16 protein-coding genes are annotated in these 19,959 nt (G+C 51.0%); 9 read left to right on the top strand and 7 right to left on the bottom strand.

Annotated elements, in window-relative coordinates; translation table 11 throughout:
* The first annotated feature begins 71 nt into the window (after positions 1–71).
* Positions 72–983, top strand: a complete 912-nt coding sequence (locus tag ACYVIC_RS02025) for a glycosyltransferase family A protein (protein WP_460856807.1) — start codon at positions 72–74, stop codon at positions 981–983.
* Positions 984–989: 6 nt separating this feature from the next.
* On the top strand, positions 990–2,105 hold the full coding sequence (locus tag ACYVIC_RS02030; RefSeq protein WP_460856809.1) for a glycosyltransferase: 1,116 nt from the start codon (positions 990–992) through the stop codon (positions 2,103–2,105).
* Between the two features lie 82 nt (positions 2,106–2,187).
* Here ACYVIC_RS02030 and ACYVIC_RS02035 read toward each other — a convergent pair whose 3' ends face one another.
* From ACYVIC_RS02035 to prlC, 5 genes are all read right to left on the bottom strand, one after another.
* Complete coding sequence (locus tag ACYVIC_RS02035; RefSeq protein ID WP_460856811.1) at positions 2,188–2,661, bottom strand: redoxin family protein; 474 nt, start codon at positions 2,659–2,661, stop codon at positions 2,188–2,190.
* Positions 2,662–2,701: 40 nt separating this feature from the next.
* Entirely contained in the window at positions 2,702–3,451 is a 750-nt protein-coding gene (locus ACYVIC_RS02040) for a class I SAM-dependent methyltransferase (RefSeq protein ID WP_460856812.1), read from the bottom strand.
* On the bottom strand, positions 3,451–4,152 hold the full coding sequence (locus ACYVIC_RS02045; RefSeq protein WP_460856814.1) for a DNA-3-methyladenine glycosylase I: 702 nt from the start codon (positions 4,150–4,152) through the stop codon (positions 3,451–3,453). Before ACYVIC_RS02045 ends, ACYVIC_RS02040 begins: the two co-directional genes overlap by 1 nt.
* 73 nt (positions 4,153–4,225) lie before the next feature.
* Positions 4,226–4,723: a hypothetical protein gene (locus tag ACYVIC_RS02050; RefSeq protein ID WP_460856816.1), complete on the bottom strand. Its 498-nt coding sequence runs from the start codon at positions 4,721–4,723 to the stop codon at positions 4,226–4,228.
* A 60-nt stretch (positions 4,724–4,783) separates the two neighbouring features.
* Positions 4,784–6,832 carry an oligopeptidase A gene (gene prlC / locus ACYVIC_RS02055; protein WP_460856817.1) on the bottom strand — a complete coding sequence of 683 codons (2,049 nt, stop codon included), beginning with the start codon at positions 6,830–6,832 and terminating at the stop codon, positions 4,784–4,786.
* A 147-nt stretch (positions 6,833–6,979) separates the two neighbouring features.
* Here prlC and gorA point away from each other — a divergent pair, with 147 nt between their 5' ends.
* A complete protein-coding gene (gene gorA, locus ACYVIC_RS02060) occupies positions 6,980–8,338 on the top strand; it encodes a glutathione-disulfide reductase (protein ID WP_460856819.1) in 1,359 nt (452 codons plus the stop codon).
* Positions 8,339–8,364: 26 nt separating this feature from the next.
* On the opposite strand, the gene ACYVIC_RS02065 is transcribed toward gorA, so the two are convergent.
* Complete coding sequence (locus tag ACYVIC_RS02065; protein WP_460856821.1) at positions 8,365–8,667, bottom strand: DUF2218 domain-containing protein; 303 nt, start codon at positions 8,665–8,667, stop codon at positions 8,365–8,367.
* Positions 8,668–8,728: 61 nt separating this feature from the next.
* On the bottom strand, positions 8,729–11,062 hold the full coding sequence (locus ACYVIC_RS02070; RefSeq protein WP_460856822.1) for a TonB-dependent receptor domain-containing protein: 2,334 nt from the start codon (positions 11,060–11,062) through the stop codon (positions 8,729–8,731).
* Between the two features lie 264 nt (positions 11,063–11,326).
* Here ACYVIC_RS02070 and ACYVIC_RS02075 point away from each other — a divergent pair, with 264 nt between their 5' ends.
* The 6 genes from ACYVIC_RS02075 to ACYVIC_RS02100 all read left to right on the top strand — a co-directional run bounded on the left by ACYVIC_RS02075 (position 11,327) and on the right by ACYVIC_RS02100 (position 19,939).
* Complete coding sequence (locus ACYVIC_RS02075) at positions 11,327–12,697, top strand: MATE family efflux transporter (RefSeq protein WP_460856824.1); 1,371 nt, start codon at positions 11,327–11,329, stop codon at positions 12,695–12,697.
* A 92-nt stretch (positions 12,698–12,789) separates the two neighbouring features.
* Positions 12,790–14,658 carry an IucA/IucC family protein gene (locus tag ACYVIC_RS02080; RefSeq protein ID WP_460856826.1) on the top strand — a complete coding sequence of 623 codons (1,869 nt, stop codon included), beginning with the start codon at positions 12,790–12,792 and terminating at the stop codon, positions 14,656–14,658.
* Entirely contained in the window at positions 14,651–16,456 is a 1,806-nt protein-coding gene (locus ACYVIC_RS02085; RefSeq protein WP_460856828.1) for an IucA/IucC family protein, read from the top strand. The genes ACYVIC_RS02080 and ACYVIC_RS02085 overlap by 8 nt, the downstream gene beginning before the upstream one ends.
* Positions 16,443–17,741 (top strand): AMP-binding protein, encoded by a 1,299-nt coding sequence (locus tag ACYVIC_RS02090; RefSeq protein ID WP_460856830.1) that lies wholly within the window; start codon positions 16,443–16,445, stop codon positions 17,739–17,741. Before ACYVIC_RS02085 ends, ACYVIC_RS02090 begins: the two co-directional genes overlap by 14 nt.
* Positions 17,742–17,756: 15 nt before the next feature.
* Positions 17,757–19,073 (top strand): DUF6005 family protein, encoded by a 1,317-nt coding sequence (locus tag ACYVIC_RS02095; RefSeq protein ID WP_460856832.1) that lies wholly within the window; start codon positions 17,757–17,759, stop codon positions 19,071–19,073.
* Positions 19,070–19,939 carry a sugar phosphate isomerase/epimerase family protein gene (locus tag ACYVIC_RS02100; protein ID WP_460856834.1) on the top strand — a complete coding sequence of 290 codons (870 nt, stop codon included), beginning with the start codon at positions 19,070–19,072 and terminating at the stop codon, positions 19,937–19,939. Before ACYVIC_RS02095 ends, ACYVIC_RS02100 begins: the two co-directional genes overlap by 4 nt.
* Positions 19,940–19,959 lie beyond the last annotated feature (20 nt).

A 19,959-nucleotide genomic window follows, 5' to 3' on the forward strand; every position in this document is an offset into this window, starting at 1 on the left:
CTAGCGGCCTTATTATGGCCTGAAACCATCACCGTCGGCACTCGGCCGGCAGATCTTTGTACGGAGCAATTATGGCATTACCTGAATACCGGCAACCTGCCATGCTGGATGGTGTAAACGAATTTCTGCTACGTTTTGCCGCATCGGGCTATTTTCCGGCCAGCGCCTTTATTAAAAACCAGCCCGACAAAGCCAGCCTGCGGGTGTTTAACGACAATATTAAACTGGAAATTGTCAGCCATTGCTGGAATTACGCGCGCTTTTTTGTTTACCAGTTAAGCTCATTAGTGAAGTACCCGCCAAGCAATATGCAACTGCGCTTTACGGTATTTTATTCGGCAGAAGACACTGAAACCGCCAAGCTGTTAAAACATTTTCAAACCATTACAGTGCCCAATGTCGAGTGGAATTTTCAGGAATTGCCCACGCCGCTACTATTGCGCCGGGCTATAGGCCGTAACCATGCATCCAAACACACCACAGCAGACTGGATTTGGTTTGCCGATTGCGACATGGTGTTTCACGAGGGCTGTTTAGACACGCTGGAGCAATTACTTAAAGGCCGCCAGGATATTTTGCTGTTTCCGGATACCTTGCTGGTAACACCGCTACTAACCGAAGCTGATCCGATGATTTCAGCCGGTAAAGACAAAACGGCGCTGCTGGAAGTAGATAAAACCAAGTTTAAGCCACGCAAATTTGACCGCGCCACCGGAGCTATTCAGATTATTCATGGCGACGTCGCCCGCGCCTGCGGTTACTGCGACGATTTAGCGGTATATCAAAAACCAAAGCAGCACTGGACCAAAACCTACGAAGACCGCGCAGTGCGCTGGCTACTGGGCACCCAGGGCACACCAATAGCCCTGCCTAACCTGCTGCTTATCCGCCACGCTGAAAAAGGCCGTTACAAAGAAGACAGCAAAATTTCCGTAGTACGAAAAGCTATCCGCCGGGTTAAATCGGCACTGATTAACAAGTAAGCTGATATGCCTAAAGTCCTTATTTTTACCAAACGGGTGCTGCCAAGATCCAATACCTTTGTTGCTGCACAGGGCAATAACTTGCCGAGTTATCAACCGGTCTATATCGGTCTGAGAAACGATAGTGGTGGTGCTGAATTAATTACAGGCAAGGCAACCTGTGTGCAGGAAAATACAGAGTCTTTTCCGACTATTTCCCGCCTTTTGCTGGATGGCTGCCAGATTTTAACATCTAAGTGGCAAAATGCGTTGGCAGCACAAAACGCTGACGTTATTCATGCACATTTTGGTAAAGGCGGCTATTACTGCGCGCCAATAGCAAAAAAGTTAGACTTACCCATGGTTACGACATTCCATGGTTCAGACGTTACCCAAAACGACAAATTTTCTTACAACAGTAAGCATCGAAAAGTCACCTTTGAGCAGTCAACAAAAATCATTGCCGTATCGCAATTTATAAAAAGTAAACTGATTGCCCGCGGCTGCCCGGAAGATAAGATTATTCAGCATTATATTGGTATTGATAATCAGTTTTTTGCCCCTACACAGCAAAAAAGTAGCCAGCCTACGATTTTGTTTGTTGGCCGGCTTATTGAACAAAAAGGTTGTCAGTATCTGCTACAAGCGATGAAAACCATTAATCAGCAGCTACCCGATGCGCAATTAATAATTGCAGGATACGGCTCATACCAAGACAAGCTGCAAGCTTTAGCAACTGAGCTAAAAAACGTGAAGTTTGTTGGCGCACAAAACCGGGAACAGGTGAAAAATTTAATGGCAAAAGCCTGGGTAACCTGTTTACCCAGCATCGTGATGGCCAGAGGAAATGAAGAGGGCATGCCGACGGTTTGCATTGAATCACAAGCAGTAGGAACTCCTGTGGTGGCGTTTAATACCGGCGGGGTTAGTGAAGGCGTGATTAATGAGAAAACCGGCCTGCTATCAGAGCAAAAAAATGTCAACCAACTTGCGCAAAATTTGCTTATCGTATTGCAATCAACAGCCCTACGCCAACAAATGTCTCAGGCAGGCATTACCCATGTAGATCAACATTTTAATATTTATAAGCAGTGTCAAAAGCTGGAAGATATTTATCGCAGTGTGTCTTTACATCGACGTTAGTCTAGCGGTATGCAGAACGATGGATCTGGGATATTGCGTTCTGGTTAGTTGACCTCTTTACAGAGGCCAACTAACCACATCGTTACAACGCCGCTAAAATCACTTCTGCTTTACTGACTTCAAAGGTTTTTGGTGCTTCAACATTTAACAGCGTTACTACACCGTTGTCGACGACCATCGCGTAGCGCTGTGAACGCAGGCCACCAAAGTCGCCGGTTTCCATGGTCAGGCCAATGGCTTTATGAAACGCCGCGCCGCCGTCGGCTAAAAATACGATTTCTTCGGCGTTCTGGCTTTTTGCCCAGGCACTCATCACAAAGGCATCGTTTACTGCGGTACACACAATGCTATCTACGCCTTTGGCTTTAATCTCATCGGCCAATGTAATATAGCCTGGCAAATGCGCGGCAGAACAAGTTGGCGTAAAGGCGCCGGGCACGGCAAACAGTACTACTTTTTTATTGGCAAAAATTTGGCTGGTGGTTGGGTTCATTACGCCTTCTTTGGTCAGTTGTGAAAAACTGACTTCAGGTAATTTGTCGCCGGTTTTAATCATGGTGTTTCCCCTGTTAAGTTAAACTTTTATCAAAATAGCATTAAATTGCTGCATTAATATACACATCAAAGCGGTTATTCTTACCCGTGACTGACATAGTGGGCGCTTGCAAGGCTAAATACTCTGCATAGCCGGGCCGCTTTACCACCACGCGTTTTTGCGCTAACTGCAGCGCCGGAGCCAATAACGCATCGGCATCAGCGTCACTGCCTACCACATCATGAAAAGCGCGCATTTCCTTTTTAACTAATGCGCTTTTATCACGCGCCGGAAACATCGGGTCCAAATACACCACGTCTACCGTTGACGCTTGTTGTAATGCCTGCAGTGCACTGCTGTGTAGCAGGTGCATACGTTCGCTAAGCCAGCTAAGTTCAGTTATTGCTGCGCCGCGGCGTAAACCGTCAAATAATAATGCCGCCACCAGCGGGTTGCGCTCTACCATAGTCACACTGGCACCTAAAGTGGCCAGCACAAAGGCATCGCGGCCTAAACCGGCGGTGGCGTCCAGCACAGTGAGATCGCGCTTTTTATGCAAGCCACAGGCTTTGGCAATGGCTTCGTGTTTTCCGCCACCGTGCAAACGGCGGTAACTGGCTGCACCACTGGCAAAATCGACCAGAATATCACCCTGCTTTGGCAAGTCGCTGTGGCGTAGCACCAGTGCTTCGTCTTGCCAGGCCAGATGCCAGCCGCTGGCGGTGTCGGTTAGGTTTAAACCGAACTGTTGGCACAGGCTGGCAGCATAGTCTTTAGCCAGCGTTGGGCTATGTAATAAATTTGGTGCCATTACTGCTGCATTCCGACAAAATTCTCACCCGAACTTAGCGCAATAATCTGGCTGATATGTGCCAGGCTGCGGCCAGACTGCTGCTGCCACAGATTAAATTGCTGCTGAATTTGTGCCAGGCTGCGTTTACTGTTGATACCACCGTCAAATACGTTGGTGGCCCTAAGGTAAGCCTCCACATCCGTACTGAGAATAAAGGTATCTTTGCCGATAGCACGCAGCGCATAAGGCCCGGTATTACCGCCCAGCCTGGCGCCGTGCTGCTTTAAATAAGCCCATAAACCAATAATATCGCTTGTTGGCCAGTCGGCAATAAAGCGCGCGAAGCTGCCGTGTTTACCAGCAATATCGTCAATCATCATGGCATTATGGCGAATGGTGAACACTTTGGCGGCATTGCGGATAATGCGCTCGTCGCGTGCTTTGGCTTCAAGCATTTCGTCGCTCATCAAGAGTACTTTTTCGATGTTAAAATCAAAAAACACCTCACAAAAGCCGGGCCATTTTTGCCGTACTACGCGCCAAACAAAGCCCGACTGAAACACTTTTTTGGTTAGCTCGCCCAGTAACAGGTTATCCGCTATGGCGGCAATTTCATCGCTGGGGGCACTTTGTCCCAACAAGGCTTCCAGCGACGCGGCGCCACCTTTACGCTCGCAGGCGCGCTGATAAATGCGGTCAAAGGGTTCTGCTGTTGTCACACCGGTTACCTTACTCAGATAAAAATAAGGCAACAGTGTACTGTTGCCTTGGCATTCAGACCAGTATCAAGGATTAATAGACTGCGGAATCAGCAGCGGCTTTTAAGGTACAAACGCCGTTTTCCAGCACCACTGCTGGCTTGGGTACTATGGCGCAATCCGACATCAGCCCCAGTCGCTCATTTTCTGCTTTGGCTGCGGCATTGTATTTTTCAATCAGTGACATCAATACCGTTTCGTTTTTATCTTTTACCGACACCGCAATATAACTGGCAGGGCCGCCACAAGGCTTGCTGCCAAAACCCACTACCCGGCACTGCTGCACGCTATCGGCACGGGCTTCACCAATCAGCGCCATAATTTCAGCGCGCATACTGGTTAAATCTGCTACTTCAGCCATTTGCTGCTTCCTCGCTTTCATTGCCATTAGCGGATCTTTGACCGGATCTATCGGTTCTACCACCGGTTTTGGTGCCAAACGTTCGGCATCGGCCGCACTACTTGCCTGTCCTTGCTGACAAGCCGATAACACCAGCACCGCCAGTAACGGCAATAATCTGTTTGTACGCATAGCACCTCCTGTTAATTGCGTATCAGCTTGGCAGAGCATGGCTGAATTGGCAATGAATTGTTAACCAACAATGCCCATGTGCCGCAGCAGGGCTTCGTTTGAAGGCTCGCGGCCACGGAAACCTTTAAACAGCTCCATTGGCTCGGCACTGCCGCCACGCTCTAAAATCCAGCGTAAAAAATCCCCCCCGGTGTCGGCATTAAAAATGCCTTCTTCTTCAAAGCGGCCAAAGGCATCGGCCGATAACACTTCAGCCCACAGATAGCTGTAGTAACCGGCTGCATAACCGCCGGCAAAAATATGGCCAAAACTATGCTGAAAGCGGTTAAAACGTGGCGGAACAATCACTGATACTTCGCTGCGCACATCGTCCAGCATTTGCTGCACACGGCCACCCAATATCGGGTCATACTCGGCGTGCAGGCGGAAGTCAAACAGAGCAAACTCGAGCTGACGTACTAAAAACATCGCCGACTGGAAGTTTTTCGCTGCCAGCATTTTAGCTAACAGGTCCTGTGGTAAGGTGTCGCCGGTTTCATAGTGACCGGAGATAATCGCCAGCGCCTCTGCCTGCCAGCACCAGTTTTCTAAAAACTGGCTTGGTAGTTCTACCGCATCCCAGGCTACACCATTAATACCGGCTACCGCGGCAGCGTCAACTTTGGTCAGCATATGGTGAATACCATGGCCAAATTCATGGAACAGGGTAACCACTTCATCATGGGTAAACAAAGCAGGCTTGCCGCCGACAGGTTTATTAAAATTGCAGGTTAAATAGGCGACCGGTGTTTGCACACTGCCATCGGCTAAAATACGCCGGCCCTGACAATCGTCCATCCAGGCACCGCCGCGCTTTTTCGCCCGCGCATATAAATCGAGGTAAAAGCTACCGCGCAGCTCGCCCTGGGCACCGAAAATATCGTAGAACTTAACATCACTGTGCCATACGTCTACGCCATCACGCTGCTTAACTGTTACGCCAAACAGTTTGTGCAGCACACTGAATAAACCGGCGACCACTTTATGCTCGGGAAAATACGGCCGTAGCTGCTCGTCGGAAATGGCATATTTGGCTTGTTTCAGCTTTTCAGCGTAATAGGTTACATCCCAGGCAGCAAGCGCGTTAACAGCATATTCGCTTTTGGCAAAGGCGCTAAGCTCAGCTAAGTCCTGCTCGGCCTGTGGCTTGGCGCGGCGGGCTAAATCGTGCAGAAAATCCAGCACCTGCGCCGGGCTTTGTGCCATCTTGGTGGCCAGCGACTCTTCGGCGGCGTTGTTAAAGTCCAGCAATTGCGCCAGCTCGTGTTTCAGCGCCAGGGTTTCTTCAATAATGGCGCTGTTGTCAAACTGGCCGGCTGTTGGGCCCTGATCCGACGCCCGGGTGCAATAAGCGCTATATAGCTCTTCCCGCAGTTCGCGGTTATCGGCGTAGGTCATTACTGCAATATAGCTGGGGAACTCCAGCGTAAATACCCAGCCGCTTAGCTGACGGCTTGTGGCTTCTTCGGCAGCGGCCAGTTTGGCGTCATCCGGCAAGCCGGCTAAGTCAGCCTCATTGGTAATATGCTTAAACCAGGCCTGAGTAGCATCCAGGGTGTTATTGGAGAACTGCGAACCCAAATCCGATAGCCGGCTTTGAATTTCGCCATAACGCTGTTTTTTCTCTGCCGACAAGCCAATGCCCGACAGCTTAAAATCGCGCAAGGCGTTTTGAATCACTTTTTGCTGCGCGGGCGTCAGGCTGGCATATTCAGCGCTTTGTGCCAGTTGTTGGTACTTTTGATATAAGCCTTCATGCTGGCCCTGCCAGGTGCTGAAATCGGACAATAATGGCAGGCAACTCTCGTACGCTGCACGCAGTTCCGGGGTACTCACCACCGAGTTCATATGCGACACCGGCGACCACAGCTTACCTAACCGGTCACTGTCTTGCTCTGGCTGTGCTATCAGGCTGTCCCAGCTAACATCGGTGGCAGCTACCGCCCGTTCAACCGCAGCGCGGGCCTGAGCGATGGCCTGCTCTACTGCGGGCTTAACCTGCTCTGGCGTAATTTGTGAAAATGGCGGTAAATCAGTAAAAGACAGCAATATATTTCCGGTAGCAGACATGACAGACCTTATAACGAGTAAATATTGTAATAGCCTTAATGTTGGGGCAGTCGTTGCTATTGTCAACGTGTCTTTGGCCAAAACCGCCTTGTAAAAGCGGCCAGCACCCCATATAACCAGTACATTGTTTTTTCACGGAACTACATTATGACCCGTCATTTTAACTATCTTGCTATCGGCGCCGGCAGCGGCGGTATTGCCGGTGCAAACCGCGCCGCTCAGCGTGGCGCCAGCGCCGCCGTTATTGAAGCTAAAGCAGTGGGCGGCACCTGTGTTAATGTCGGCTGTGTGCCGAAAAAAGTGATGTGGTACGGCGCCCATATTGCCGAGGCCTTAAAATACAGCCCGGATTACGGCTTTGATATCACGCAAAACAGTTTTAACTGGGCCACGCTGGTGAAAAACCGTGAGGCCTACATTCAGCGCATTCATAACAGCTATCACAAGGGTTTTGACAATAACGGCGTAACCTACATCGAAGGCTTTGCCCGCTTTGTTAATGCCAATACGGTTGAAGTTAACGGCGAGCACATCACGGCCGATCATATTACTATTGCTGTCGGCGGCCGCCCGACCCGGCCGGATATTCCGGGTAGCGAGCACGGCATAGACTCTGACGGCTTTTTTGCCTTAGCAGCGCAACCGAAAAAAGCCCTGGTAGTAGGCGCAGGCTACATTGCCGTAGAAATTGCCGGCGTGCTGCACGCACTGGGTACAGACACGCATCTACTGGTGCGTAAAGACCGGCCGCTGCGTAACTTCGACAGCGACATTACCGATATGCTGCTAGAGCGTATGGCCCAAGATAAGCTGCAGCTGCATACCCAATCTAACGTGATTAAAGTAGAGAAGATGAGCGACGGCAGCTTAACAGTGCACTGTGACAACGGCAGCGTATTTACTGACGTAGATTGTCTGATCTGGGCTATTGGCCGTGAGCCGGCCACCGACAAGCTTAATTTGGCCGCTGCCGGCGTAGTAACCGATAAAGACGGCTATATCCGCACCGACAAATACCAAAATAGCAATGTTAACGGTATTTATGCGGTAGGCGACATTACCGGCGAAGCCCAGCTCACCCCGGTCGCGGTAAAAGCCGCCCGCCTGCTGGCCGAGCGCTTGTTTAACAAAGACATGCCAAATGCGCATATGGACTATTCGCTAATACCTACAGTGGTATTCAGCCATCCGCCCATCGGCACTATTGGCTTAACCGAAGCCGAAGCTATTGCGCAATATGGCGCTGACAATATCAAAGTGTATCGCAGCAACTTTGCCGCCATGTATAACGCCATTACCGCGCATCGCGCGCTTAGCCGTTTTAAGCTGGTATGCGCCGGCCCGGACGAAAAAGTGGTTGGCCTGCACGGTATTGGTGAGGGCATGGACGAAGTACTGCAGGGCTTTGCGGTAGCAATAAAAATGGGTGCAACCAAGGCTGATTTCGACAATACCGTAGCGCTGCACCCCACCAGCGCGGAGGAGTTTGTTACGCTTAGAGGCTAACCCGGCAAACCATAGCTGAAGCGTCTTTACTGCCAGATCAGCTCTGGCGCTTCAGCTTTAGCGAAGCGGATAAAATGCCGGTCTAGCGTCTCTACTATCTCATTCAGATCCTGCTGCGAACCGGCGCTGCAGGTCAGCTGTAAACCTTGCGCATCGGCCTGCAAGGCGCAGATGCCTTCGGCAAAGGTAACCTTGCCACGGTTTTCGTCCCAGTCGGCACGCACTTTGTGTGCAAAATGCTTGCACAACCTTTGCAAATACTTGCTGCCGTGAGGTGTCTCTACGCGGGCTACGCGCTGAAATTGAGCTGTGGATTGAAGTTCAGACATGCTATCGCTCCTGAAAAAAGAAGACCAACCAGCGCCATAGACGCTGGTTGGATGGTACAGCTTAAAACTGCCAGGATAGGCTCAGGCGGACATCCCGGCCTGGCTCTTTGTGACTGGCAAAACCTTCCCAAATCTCGCTATAGTCAGCAAAACTGGAATGATCCCGATACGCCTTGTCAAAGGCATTTTTTACCATTAAACGCAGCCTGATATTGTCGCTAACATCATAGTGGGCGTAAAAGTCGTGCAGGCTGTAGCCCGGCTTGCGTAGTGTTACTACCTCACTGATGTCACCGCTGCTAACAGCATTGTGTAGCGCGACTATGCCGTCCAGTTCCTGCACGTTAGTGAAAAACCAGCCGATTTCCAGGTTTTCCAGCAGGCTGTAGCTGACATCAAGCGTAAAGGTATCACCACGGGAGTTACCGATAGCGCGCTGCTCGTAGCCTTCGATTTTAATGCCATCGTAAATGAGTGGCTGACCATTTACGCTGGCCGGGGCCTGAATTTTAGCAATATTAAAGGCATTAAATTGCACATTGTAGGCCGCCAGATTGACAATAGGCGCGCCATTGGCGTCAAACGCATTGGTGGCCACATTAGGCTGATAATTGTGCAGCTCGCTATTGTTATGCACATAGCTGGCGACGATGCGCAGTTCATCTTTCAGGTAACCGAGTTTCAGTTCTACGCCGTCTGATTTAATGTCGCCAATGTTGCGCACATTGGTGCCGCCCACCTCCAGGTTCATCGCGTTAGCCAAAGTAGACTGATAGGCTGCAATTTTGAACATCAGGCCGTTTTGCTGATATTCCAGGCCTACTTCGGTATTCTCAGCGTCCTCTGCGACAATATCGGGTTCGACACCGTTATAGTCGATGGTAAAGGTGTCGCCCACTTCCTTGCCGCGCAGCGCCTGGGCGTAACCAGCGGTTAATTGCCACTCTGGTGTCAGTTGCCAGGCAAGGCCGATGTTGGCACTAAAGCCATCACTGCTTACGTTGATGTCCTCGGAGCTGCGGCTTAGGTAATTAAAGGTGCCATCCGGCCCGACGACCCGGCCAAGCGGCGTAAGGGTGTCAAAATCGGCTACCAGGAAAAAACCCGCCTCTGCTACTTGCGGAAACTGGGCAGCAACGGCGGCAAAATTGGCCTGGTTTTCAGCAAAAAACTTATGGGTGGTGTTCAGGCTGTAATCGTCATAGCGCAACCCAAAGCTAAGCAGCAGAGTATCACTGATATCCCAGTGATTTTGCGCATAGATACCCAGCACTTCGCCGGTTTCCTCAGCATTGAGCGGCTGCCCCAGGGTACCGGCAGAAGAACGTTGGTCGCGGTATTCCACGCCAACAGTAAGCGTATGAGCGCCTAAATCCAAAGTATTGCGGATATCGCCGCCCAGAGTCTCGATTTGGCCCTGATACGGGTGCCAGGCGCGATTACCTATCACCAGCAGTGATTGCTCAGTATCGAACAGCGTAATGTTCAGATTCAGCAAAGCGCCCTGATTAATGCCATAGTTGAACACGGTAGTGCTGCGCTCAGTTTCAATCGGAAAGATAGGGTTACTTGGTGAAATCGGGAAATTAGGCTTGGACGGAAAGTTGCCCGCTTCTTCGCGTGTTTCGTAGCTCAGAGCCAGGTACTGACCATGGCTTAATTCGCCGCTTAGTTTGATAAAATTCAGTTCCTGCTCAGTATCTGCAGCTTTGCGCTGCGTATTACCCGCAGCATCGGCGAAATTATAGCCAATTTCGTTGCCGTCACCGTCTTTGTAGCTGTCGCTGTCTATTTTTACGTGGGAAGCCAGCATGCTCCAGTTGTCACCGATACGGCCGAAACCGGTAGCACTATATTTGTAGAAATCGTTGCTGCCGCCGCCAATTTTCAGCATGCCACCGAAACGCTGATCCTTACGCAACAGATCATTGGCATCTTTGGTTTGAAAGCGGATGGCACCGCCGATAGCACCCGAACCGGCGGTAGCCTCACCTGCACCCGCTTGCACCTCAACGCTTTTCAGTAGTTCCGGCTCAATGGCAAGCCGGCCAATGTGGTGAAACAGCGTACCGGTTTGCGGCGCGCCGTCAACGGTAACGTTTAGCATGGTGTCTTCAAAGCCGCGAATGAACACCAGCTGGGTGATGCCCAGACCGCCCCCACCCACAGTGACCGATGGCTCAAGACGGAATATGTCACTTAAGTCATTGGCCTGAATTTTTGCGATATCCTCGGCAGTAACCGCAAAGTTAGTCGCCGAACCCACCACAGAAATTTTCTCAATACTCTGCTGCTCTGCTGTTGATTCCGGGTTTTGCGCTAAGGCAGGGTGGCACAGCAGTGCCATAGAAATGGCCAGCGGCAAGGCCGCAACTTTGTTTTTTATAGATGGCATTGGGGATATGTCCTATGTTTTAGGCTTAACCTATCAAATGATAATAATTATTATTTGCGCAGCATTATAGGAATAGCCCGCCTAAATAAAATAAAATTTACAATTGTTACATTTAATCTGGGTGACATGTTGGCAGATAGCAGTGCAGAACATTGCTGGACAGAATGTCACAGTTGTAACCTTGATTGCCGGGCAAGCAGGGGCCGCGTAGCATTGTGCCGCAACAGCTAATGTTGAACCTGCTATAGGGAAATCGTACAAGCTATGACATCACACCACAGCAACCCGGCTGTTGAAGGCCCAATCCTGGCTACTTTTTTTTACTATCTCTTACCTTCTATGGTTGGCTTGGTGGCCCTCACCACAGCCAACCTGGTGGATGGCATTTTTGTCGGCAATCAGGTGGGCGCCGAGGCACTGGCAGCCATTAGTTTGCTGCTACCCTATTTTAGCTTGCTAATAGCAATGTCATTGATGTTGGCAATCGGTGGCGCCGTGACGGTGGGTAAATATCTCGGGCAGCACGACAGTGCCATGGCGTCGGCACTGTTTAGTAAGGTAATTATGCTTAGCGTGCTGCTAAATAGCATGTTTGCTATCGCCAGTTATCTGGCTGAACCCTGGTTGTTGTGGTTACTCAATGCCCCAGTTGAGGTGCAGCCTTTGATGCAAGAATATCTGGCGGTGATCCGCTGGGTATTTATCGCCCAGTTGAGCACTATGGTGCTGTATTATTTTGTTCGCATGGACGGCCATCCGGTACTGGCAACCTGGGCGCTGCTTACGGGGGCACTGAGCAATATTCTGTTTGATGCGCTGTTTATTGTGCACTGGCAAATGGGCCTGGCTGGTGCGGCTTATGCCACAGCTATCGCTCAGTTGTTACAATTTGCCGTGTTAGCCAGCTGGTTTTTCAGCCGCCGCCGTAGTCTGCGTTTTTCCTTTTATCAACAAAATTGGGGCAAGCTGTGGCGCACGGCCTACAATGGCTTTTCTGAGTTTATCAATGAAATATCGGTAGGCCTGTTATTCCTGCTGCTTAACTGGTTACTGGTAATGCAGTTAGGCACCGCAGGGGTGGCGGCATTCAGCGTGGTAAACTATCTGATATTCTTCAGCATCATGCTCAGTTATGGCGTAGCCGACGCACTGCACCTGCTAGTCAGTCAGAATTTTGGTGCAGGCAAACGGCGTAGGATCAGCCAGTTCCTGAATTTATCTTTGTTAACCGCCGGCGCATTAGGCAGTGTGCTGGTATTGGCGTTAGTTGTTGCGCAAAGTACTGTCTTAGATTGGTTTCTGCCTGCTGAAGCAGAAAGCGTCGCTCAGCTGTCGGGCGACATAATGCTGCTGCTTTGGCCACTGTTTCTGGTTAATGGCTGTAATATATTATTGTGTTGTTATCTTACCGCGGTGCATCAACCCGGTGTCTCTGCCACCCTGGCCACTTGCCGCAGCATAGTATTGCCCGCTGCCATGCTATTGCTATTTTACGCGCTGTTTTATCATGCTGCTGTGTTTGATCCTGCCCCGGCTGACTGGTTATTCCTCATTGGTTTACCGGTGGCTGAATGGCTTACCTTCCTGTTGGCCATTGCTTACGTTTGGCGGTTTCGGCCTGCACGCCTGCCTTAAATGTAACAAATGTAAATTTATTTGCAGATAATAATAATTATCATTAACTTGCTGAGCAGTTTAGTAACCGGCGCAAGCTTCAGGAGTTATGCATGGCATTTCAAGCCAGGCAAGTCGCAGATAATGCGTCCTTTCAGGCGTTTGTTAACGCCTACCTCAGAGAGATTCAGCCAGGTGTCTGGCATTCTGCCTGCCAATGGCAGAGATGTACCGGCGTGGATATCAATACGCAGAACCAGTACGTTATAGAGTTACAATTAGCCAAAACCGGACAAAGCCTGGCGATTGCAGTAGCTTATCGCTCTTTGGTGGGACGGCACTCATTAACCGCTTGTTATCAGTTACAAACTGGCAGTCTGGACTGGCAAACGATAGATTCTATATCGGCCATTATGTTTCTTATTCAGGAAATATATGCCACACCTGCTCGCCGGACAGCAGTCAGCGAGCAGCAACTGGAGCTAACAGCCCGCACGCTGGAAAGTCATCAGATCATGACGCAGTACCTGCAGGCAAGGTACGACGATCCGGCGCTGCACAGCGCCCGCTTTATTGACACTGAGCAGTCTATTCTGTTTGGTCACTGGTTGCATCCCACCCCGAAATCCCGTCAGGGTATGCACCGTTGGCAGCATGCACACTATGCGCCGGAGCTTAAAGGACGCTTTAAATTACACTTTTTTGCAGCTGCTGCGCACTTGGTAATCCAAAACTCAGTTTTAGCGCAAAGCGCAGAGCAAATCGTGGCAGATATCGCCAGCCTTGAAACCGACAACAAGCGGCGCCAACAGGCTGATCGGCTGCGCAAGCAGGGTAAAGTGTTGTTGGCAGTACACCCGTTGCAGGCGCAGTGGTTAGTTAATCAGGAATACATTCAGCAACTGCTTAGCGGGCACTCGCTGGTTGAAATAGGGCCGCTGGGGCCGCTGTTTACCGCCACATCGTCAGTCCGCACCTTGTATTGCGACGAAGTCAATTACATGCTCAAGCTGTCTATTCCGGTTAAGATCACCAATTCTTTGCGGATTAATATGCACCACGAGCTGGAGGCCGGCGTGACATTGGCCAGACTAATGGCCACCAGCGGCTTTAGCCAGCGCCAGCCTGATTTTCGTCTTGTCTCTGACCCTGCATACTTGTCGCTGGCACTGCCACATCAACAAGAAAGTGGTTTTGAATGCATCATCCGTGACAATCCGTTTTGTCAGCAAGCCACCGACACAGGAATGGCGGGTGTCCAGTCGTTGGCAGCCTTACTACAGGAACCGGTGCAGCCAGCAGAGCCGTCAAGACTGGCCAAAATCATTACTCAGTTAAGCCTGCAGCAGGGCAAATCGCTGCAGCAAGTCAGCATCGATTGGTTCAACCGCTACTGGCAATGTGCCATAGCACCGGCAATTCAATTGTTTGACCACTTCGGCATTGCACTGGAAGCACACCAGCAAAATTCCTTACTGCAACTGGATCACGGCTATCCGGCTACCTATTACTATCGCGATAATCAGGGTTTTTATCTGGCCGAATCGCACCGTGATAACCTGCTCAGCCTTGAACCTGGCCTGCAACAATGCGCTAAGCTGTTTTACCCCGATAGCATGATTTGCGACCGGTTTAGTTACTATTTACTAATTAATCAGTTGTTTGCCGTGATCAACCGCTTTGGTCTGGATGGTCTGTTGTCTGAATCGGTATTGCTGCAACAGACCCGCAGCAGCTTACTCTGTCTGTTGCCCCAGATGTCAGGCCGAGGCCGTGCGCTGATTGAGGCGCTGCTGTATCGCAAGACAATACCCTGTAAAGGCAATCTGCTGACCAGAGTCGATGATATCGACGAATTACAAGCTGACAACGAGCAGGCGGTTTACACGCAGATAAGCAATCCTTTATACACTGCCGGTAAGCTGCCACACCAGGCCACCGATGTCGTGCCCCAAACAGAGGTGGACCTTGAACTTGTCTGAGGTTATTACGCCAGGACAATCACGTAGCCCCCGCCTGGCGCAAGCTGGCTGTGTTCATCACGCCCGGGTGATACGACAACTGTTAGAAGCCTTGCTGTTTGAGCAGATAGTGCCCTACCAGTACGATGGCAGCTGGTTTACTTTTCAGGCCGGTGAACAGGCTTATCGTGCCCGCGGCAAACTGTCTGGCTTTGGCCGGGTGCGCCTGGCAGCAGAACATATTTGGCAACTTAATGGCGGACAAAAACAGCCGGTGGATTTAGCCACGCTGGTACAGGCCTTGCCCGCAACTGCCGGGGCCGCACAGCGGCTGTTGCACGAGCTGGAGCAAACAATCATTTTTTGCCGCTGGAATCAGCAAAATTTGCCCGCGTCAGCTAATCGTCGTGACCTGAGCTATATTGCGCTGGAGTCAGCCATTGACGAGGGGCATCCCTATCACCCCTGTTTTAAAGCCCGTACCGGGTTTACACAGGCCGACCACGCCCGGTATGGGCCTGAAGCCGGCAAGCCATTTCAGCTGTGCTGGCTGGCGGTACGACGGCACTATCTGGCTATGCAGCTGGATTGCCCCACCGAACAGCAATTTTGGTTGCGGGAACTGGGCGCAAAGACCTGGCAGCAGTTGTGCGCTGCCATGCAGACTAAGGGCGCAGCACTTACAGATTACGCCTTACTGCCGGTACATCCCTGGCAACTAAGAGCGCTGCAGCCGTCCTTACAGCAGGCTTTAGCACAACGGCAGCTGATCCCACTGGGTAGCGCCGGTGATTATTATCAGGCCAGTATTTCTTTGCGCACCTTACTCAATGTCAGCCATCCGCATAAGGCAAATATTAAGCTGCCGCTTAATGTGGTGAACAGCTCTTCGCTGCGAACTATTGAGCCGCATTCTGTCTGTACAGCGCCGGCGTTAAGCCAATGGTTGCAGGCGCTAATAGATCAGGATCCCTGGTTTACACAACACACAGTGCTGAACATTCAGTCTGAATACGCCGGTATGGTGCTAAAAGACTATGCCACAGGTGCCGCTGACACTCACAGCGAGAATGACTGGTTGCGAAAACTGGCCCCGTCGTTGAGTGTTATTTTTCGGGACAGTCGCGCTATTAGTGCCAGCCCCTGCATGGCAACGCCTTTTGTAGCATTGTCGCTGCTGGAAGCTGACGGTGAAGCCTTTATCGCGCCCTGGCTGCAACGCTATGGCCTGCAGAACTGGCTGCGTCGTCTGATTGAGGTGGTGGTGGTGCCGGTTTGGCACTTGCTGGTGCGCCATGGCATCGCCCTGGAAACCCATGCGCAAAACATGACGCTGTTACACGACAATGGTTGGCCGCAAAAGCTGGTGCTGCGGGATTTTCACGAGAGCCTGGAGTTTGTGAATACGTTTTTAGCTGCGCCAGAGCTGCAGCCTGATTTTGCCGCCCTGCACCCTGATTATCTGCAGCCAACAGCGGATCGTTATTACTGGATGTCTTCTGTTGAAGCGCTACGCGAATTGCTGGTGGATACGCTGTTTGTCTATAACCTGGCTGAGCTGGCGTATTTACTGGACCAACAGTTTGCTTACCCGGAGTTAAATTTCTGGTCGCAGGTAGACGAGGCATTAAGCGGCTACGCGAAAACAGCAAAGGGCTGGTCAGATCGTCTGGCACAGCTGGATCTGTATCAGGCGCAGATCCAGACAGAATCGCTGCTGCGCAAAAAGCTAAGTGACCAACCGAACACGGAATTTCACCACAACATAGCTAACCCCCTGTATCCAACCCGTCGTGGAGCCATACATGTTGTATATTGATGATACCTTCTATGCCAAAGCGGCGCTAAAGCAACACTTTGACCACTTTGCCAGCATAGCGCAACTGCAGCAGCCTGGCCGCCATATTGCCTACTGTTTGCCAGATACCTTTCAAGGCCTGGCGCTGTGTCTTTACGCCAGAGATCACCAGCTGTCCGTGTTGCCTATACACGCCAGTACCCCCATAGCATTAGCTGAAACTTACGCCATAAAAGCCGGCTGTGATCTACTGTTTTATGGCGAGGTCAATAACCCTGTCAGTCTGCAGATAACCGCCAGCGAGCCCACTGTAGCAGGATTGATCCAACTGAGCTCCGGCACGACCGGCGCATCAAAATGTATCAAGCGCAGCTGGTGTGAAATTGGCGTAGAAATTCACAGTTACTGCCAGCATTTTCCCGAAGCCGATAGCATGACGCCGCTGGTGGCGTGTCCGGTAACCCATTCTTACGGCTTAATTTGCGGTGTATTGGTGGCGCTGCATCGTGGCTTGGTGCCACGCATTATTACCACTATCAATCCTAAATTTTTACTGAAACACCTGCTGGCCAGCGATAAGCCGCTGCTTTACACCTCACCCGCGATGCTCAGCAGTCTGATGCCGTTTTGGCCTAAAGGCAGCCAACTGCATGCCGCCATGATTTCCGGCACCTTGATGTCAGGGCCGGCTTTTCAGCGGATACGGCCGCAGGTCGCGCATTTGTTTCAACAATATGGCTGTTCTGAAGTGGGTTGTATCAGCCTGAACAGAGACAGCCAAAGTGCAACAGCGGTCGGCAGTATTTTACCTCATCTGCAGGTCAGCGCCGGTTCGCAATCCACTAAGCCAGAGGAAATTTGCGTCAGGCAACGCCAGCAAGCTGGCGCAGCGCCTGTGCACACGCAGGATCTGGGCTATTTTGCCACGGCAGAGCATGGCGAGTTGCTGTTGCACTTCGTCGCCCGCCAGGACGATACCATTATTGTCGCTGGCATGAATGTTTATCCGCAGGACATTGAAGACGTGGTGCTGTCGCACCCGCAGGTACGGGATGCCGTGCTGTTTAAAGTACCGGACGCGCAGGCCGGCCACCGCGCTTGTTTACAGTTTTGTACCGACAGTGCTTTAAGCGCTGATGAATTACGCCGTTGGTGCTGTCAGCAGCTGGCTGCCTGGCAAGTACCACAGCTGCTGGAAGCTGTGCCTCAGATTGCGCGGCTGGCAAACGGCAAAATCAATCGCAAACAACTTGCCGCCAACTGGCTGGCGTCGCATTCAGGGCAATCAGCGCTGGTAGCAAGGTAGTAAAAAGAAATCAATATGAACAAGAATATGGTTATCGCAGCTATACGGCAGGTATTGCAACAAGACCTGCAATGTCAGTATTTGGATCGTTTTCATGCTGACGCGCGTCTGAATGAAGATTTATACCTGGATTCAGTGTTGTTAATGCAGTTGTTACTGCATCTGGAATTGTCGCTTGGCATCTATGTGCCCGACAGCGCGTTAAACAAAGACGACCTGGCAACGGTTGATAGTCTGGCGCAGTTTTTATTGGGCCAGTCAGCAGAGGCGCAAGCAGATTGCACCGCTCCGGTTGAACAACCAGAATTTGACGACATCAAGGTACACTGCTTTGTCAGTTGTCTGTGCCAGATCATTAAAGCGGATGAACGGGTTGATCACCGGCCCTTCTACTTTGGCGTCTGGGATGCTGAAGTGTTAATCGATGAGCAGAGCCGGCTGGCTTATCATGCGCCAACGCTAAATCATGATTTTTTCCGTAGCTGGTTCCAGCGTATTTACGGTGTTGCAGTGAACGCCTGGTATCGGCCTGAACTAAGTAAAACGCAAAATCTGGACATTATGCAGTCACTGCTGCGGCAAAAAAGCACCAGCCAGCAGCTGATGGTCATGCTGGATATGTATTTGCTGCCGGAGCGGGAAAACAAATTTAACCAAAACCCCTTTCCGCATTATGTATTGCTGGCCGAGACCGACGACCCCCTGCAGTGGTTTATGTACGATCCTGACTTTCGCTGGGAAGGCCTGCAGGCCAAAGCACAAGTATTACAGGCAGTCGCCTCAGAGGCGGTAGCCGGGGGTTATATTTTTGACAGTAAGCAAATTAAACCTGCCGAAAATCAGGTTATTGCAGACTATTTTCTGGCTTGTATCCAGTGCCACAGTAACCCGATGACAGCCAGAGTGCGGCAAGTGGTACAGCGCCATCAAGCCCAGCCAAACCATGGCCCGGCCTTAAATCAACTTGGTGCTGCACTGCAGCATTTGCCGGTGCTGGCTATTCGTAAATACGCCTATGAGCACGGCTTTGCGTTTTTCTGGCTGGATATTGGTTTCCCGGAGCTGGAGTTTGAAGCCTGGTGTGAGGTTATCGAAGAGCTGGTCAGCAGCTATAAAAAAATCCAGTATCGGGCGATGAAACTCTCAACAGGCCAATTTTCAGCGCCTGAACAGGCTGCGCTGTTTGAGGAAATATATCAGCTACTGGATCAGCAGGACGCCAGAGAATTTCGCATCAAAGCGCGCTTGTGTCAGGTATTTGCCCAGTGGTGTGACAAACATAAGCTAACGCAGATTTCGCAACTGGCTAACCAAGCGGAGGTAAGCCTGTGAAGCTGTCAGTCTGCACCATATCCTTTCGCCACCAGCTGATCTCAATTGCGGAGATCGCCACCTTTGCCCAGCGCAATCATTTTCAGGGTATTGAACTGTGGGGTGCCCATGCGAAAAATCTGGCTGAGCAGCCGCAATACGATCAGCACTGGTTAGCGGATTTTGGCCTGAAAACCAGCATGCTAAGCGATTACCTGCCGTTACTGGCAGAACAACCCGTGCTGTATTGCAAAGTACAGTTATTGGCCCGCCTGGCGCGCCACTGGGGCAGCCAAAAAATTCGCACTTTTGCCGGTGCCGTTGGCAGTGCCGACTTAAACCAGCAACAGCGCGACACGCTTTTTAGCCGATTACAACTGGTGTGTGACTGGCTGCAACCTCACGGCATCAATCTGGTGATTGAGACCCACCCAAAAACCTATGCTGATTCGGTCGCCGCTACGCTGGAGCTGTTTGCAGCGGTAAACCGCAGCAATATGCAGCTTAACTTTGACGTACTGCATGTGTGGGAGTCCGGCGCTGAATTAATCGCGGCATTAGACGCGCTGCATCCTTTGATCAACCATTTTCATTTCAAAAATATCAGTGATGCCGCCCACCTCAGCGTGTTCGCACCAGATAATGTTTACGCTGCCGCCGGCTCAAGAGAAGGCATGGTACCGATCTTTGACGGTGTCGTTGACTATGCCGGCTTCATAGATTACCTGCAACAGCACCCTAACCCGGGGTTGCGCAATATGGACACCTCGCTGGAGTGGTTTGGCAATCAGTGTAAAAAAGTGCTGGAGCGTGACCGCTATCTGTTGCAGTTGCAACAGCAACATGGCCAGGCTCAAACTCAAGCAAAAGAGGATATAGCGGGATGATCAGTTTCAACATCATCCGG

This window comes from Rheinheimera gaetbuli (genome assembly GCF_054781935.1).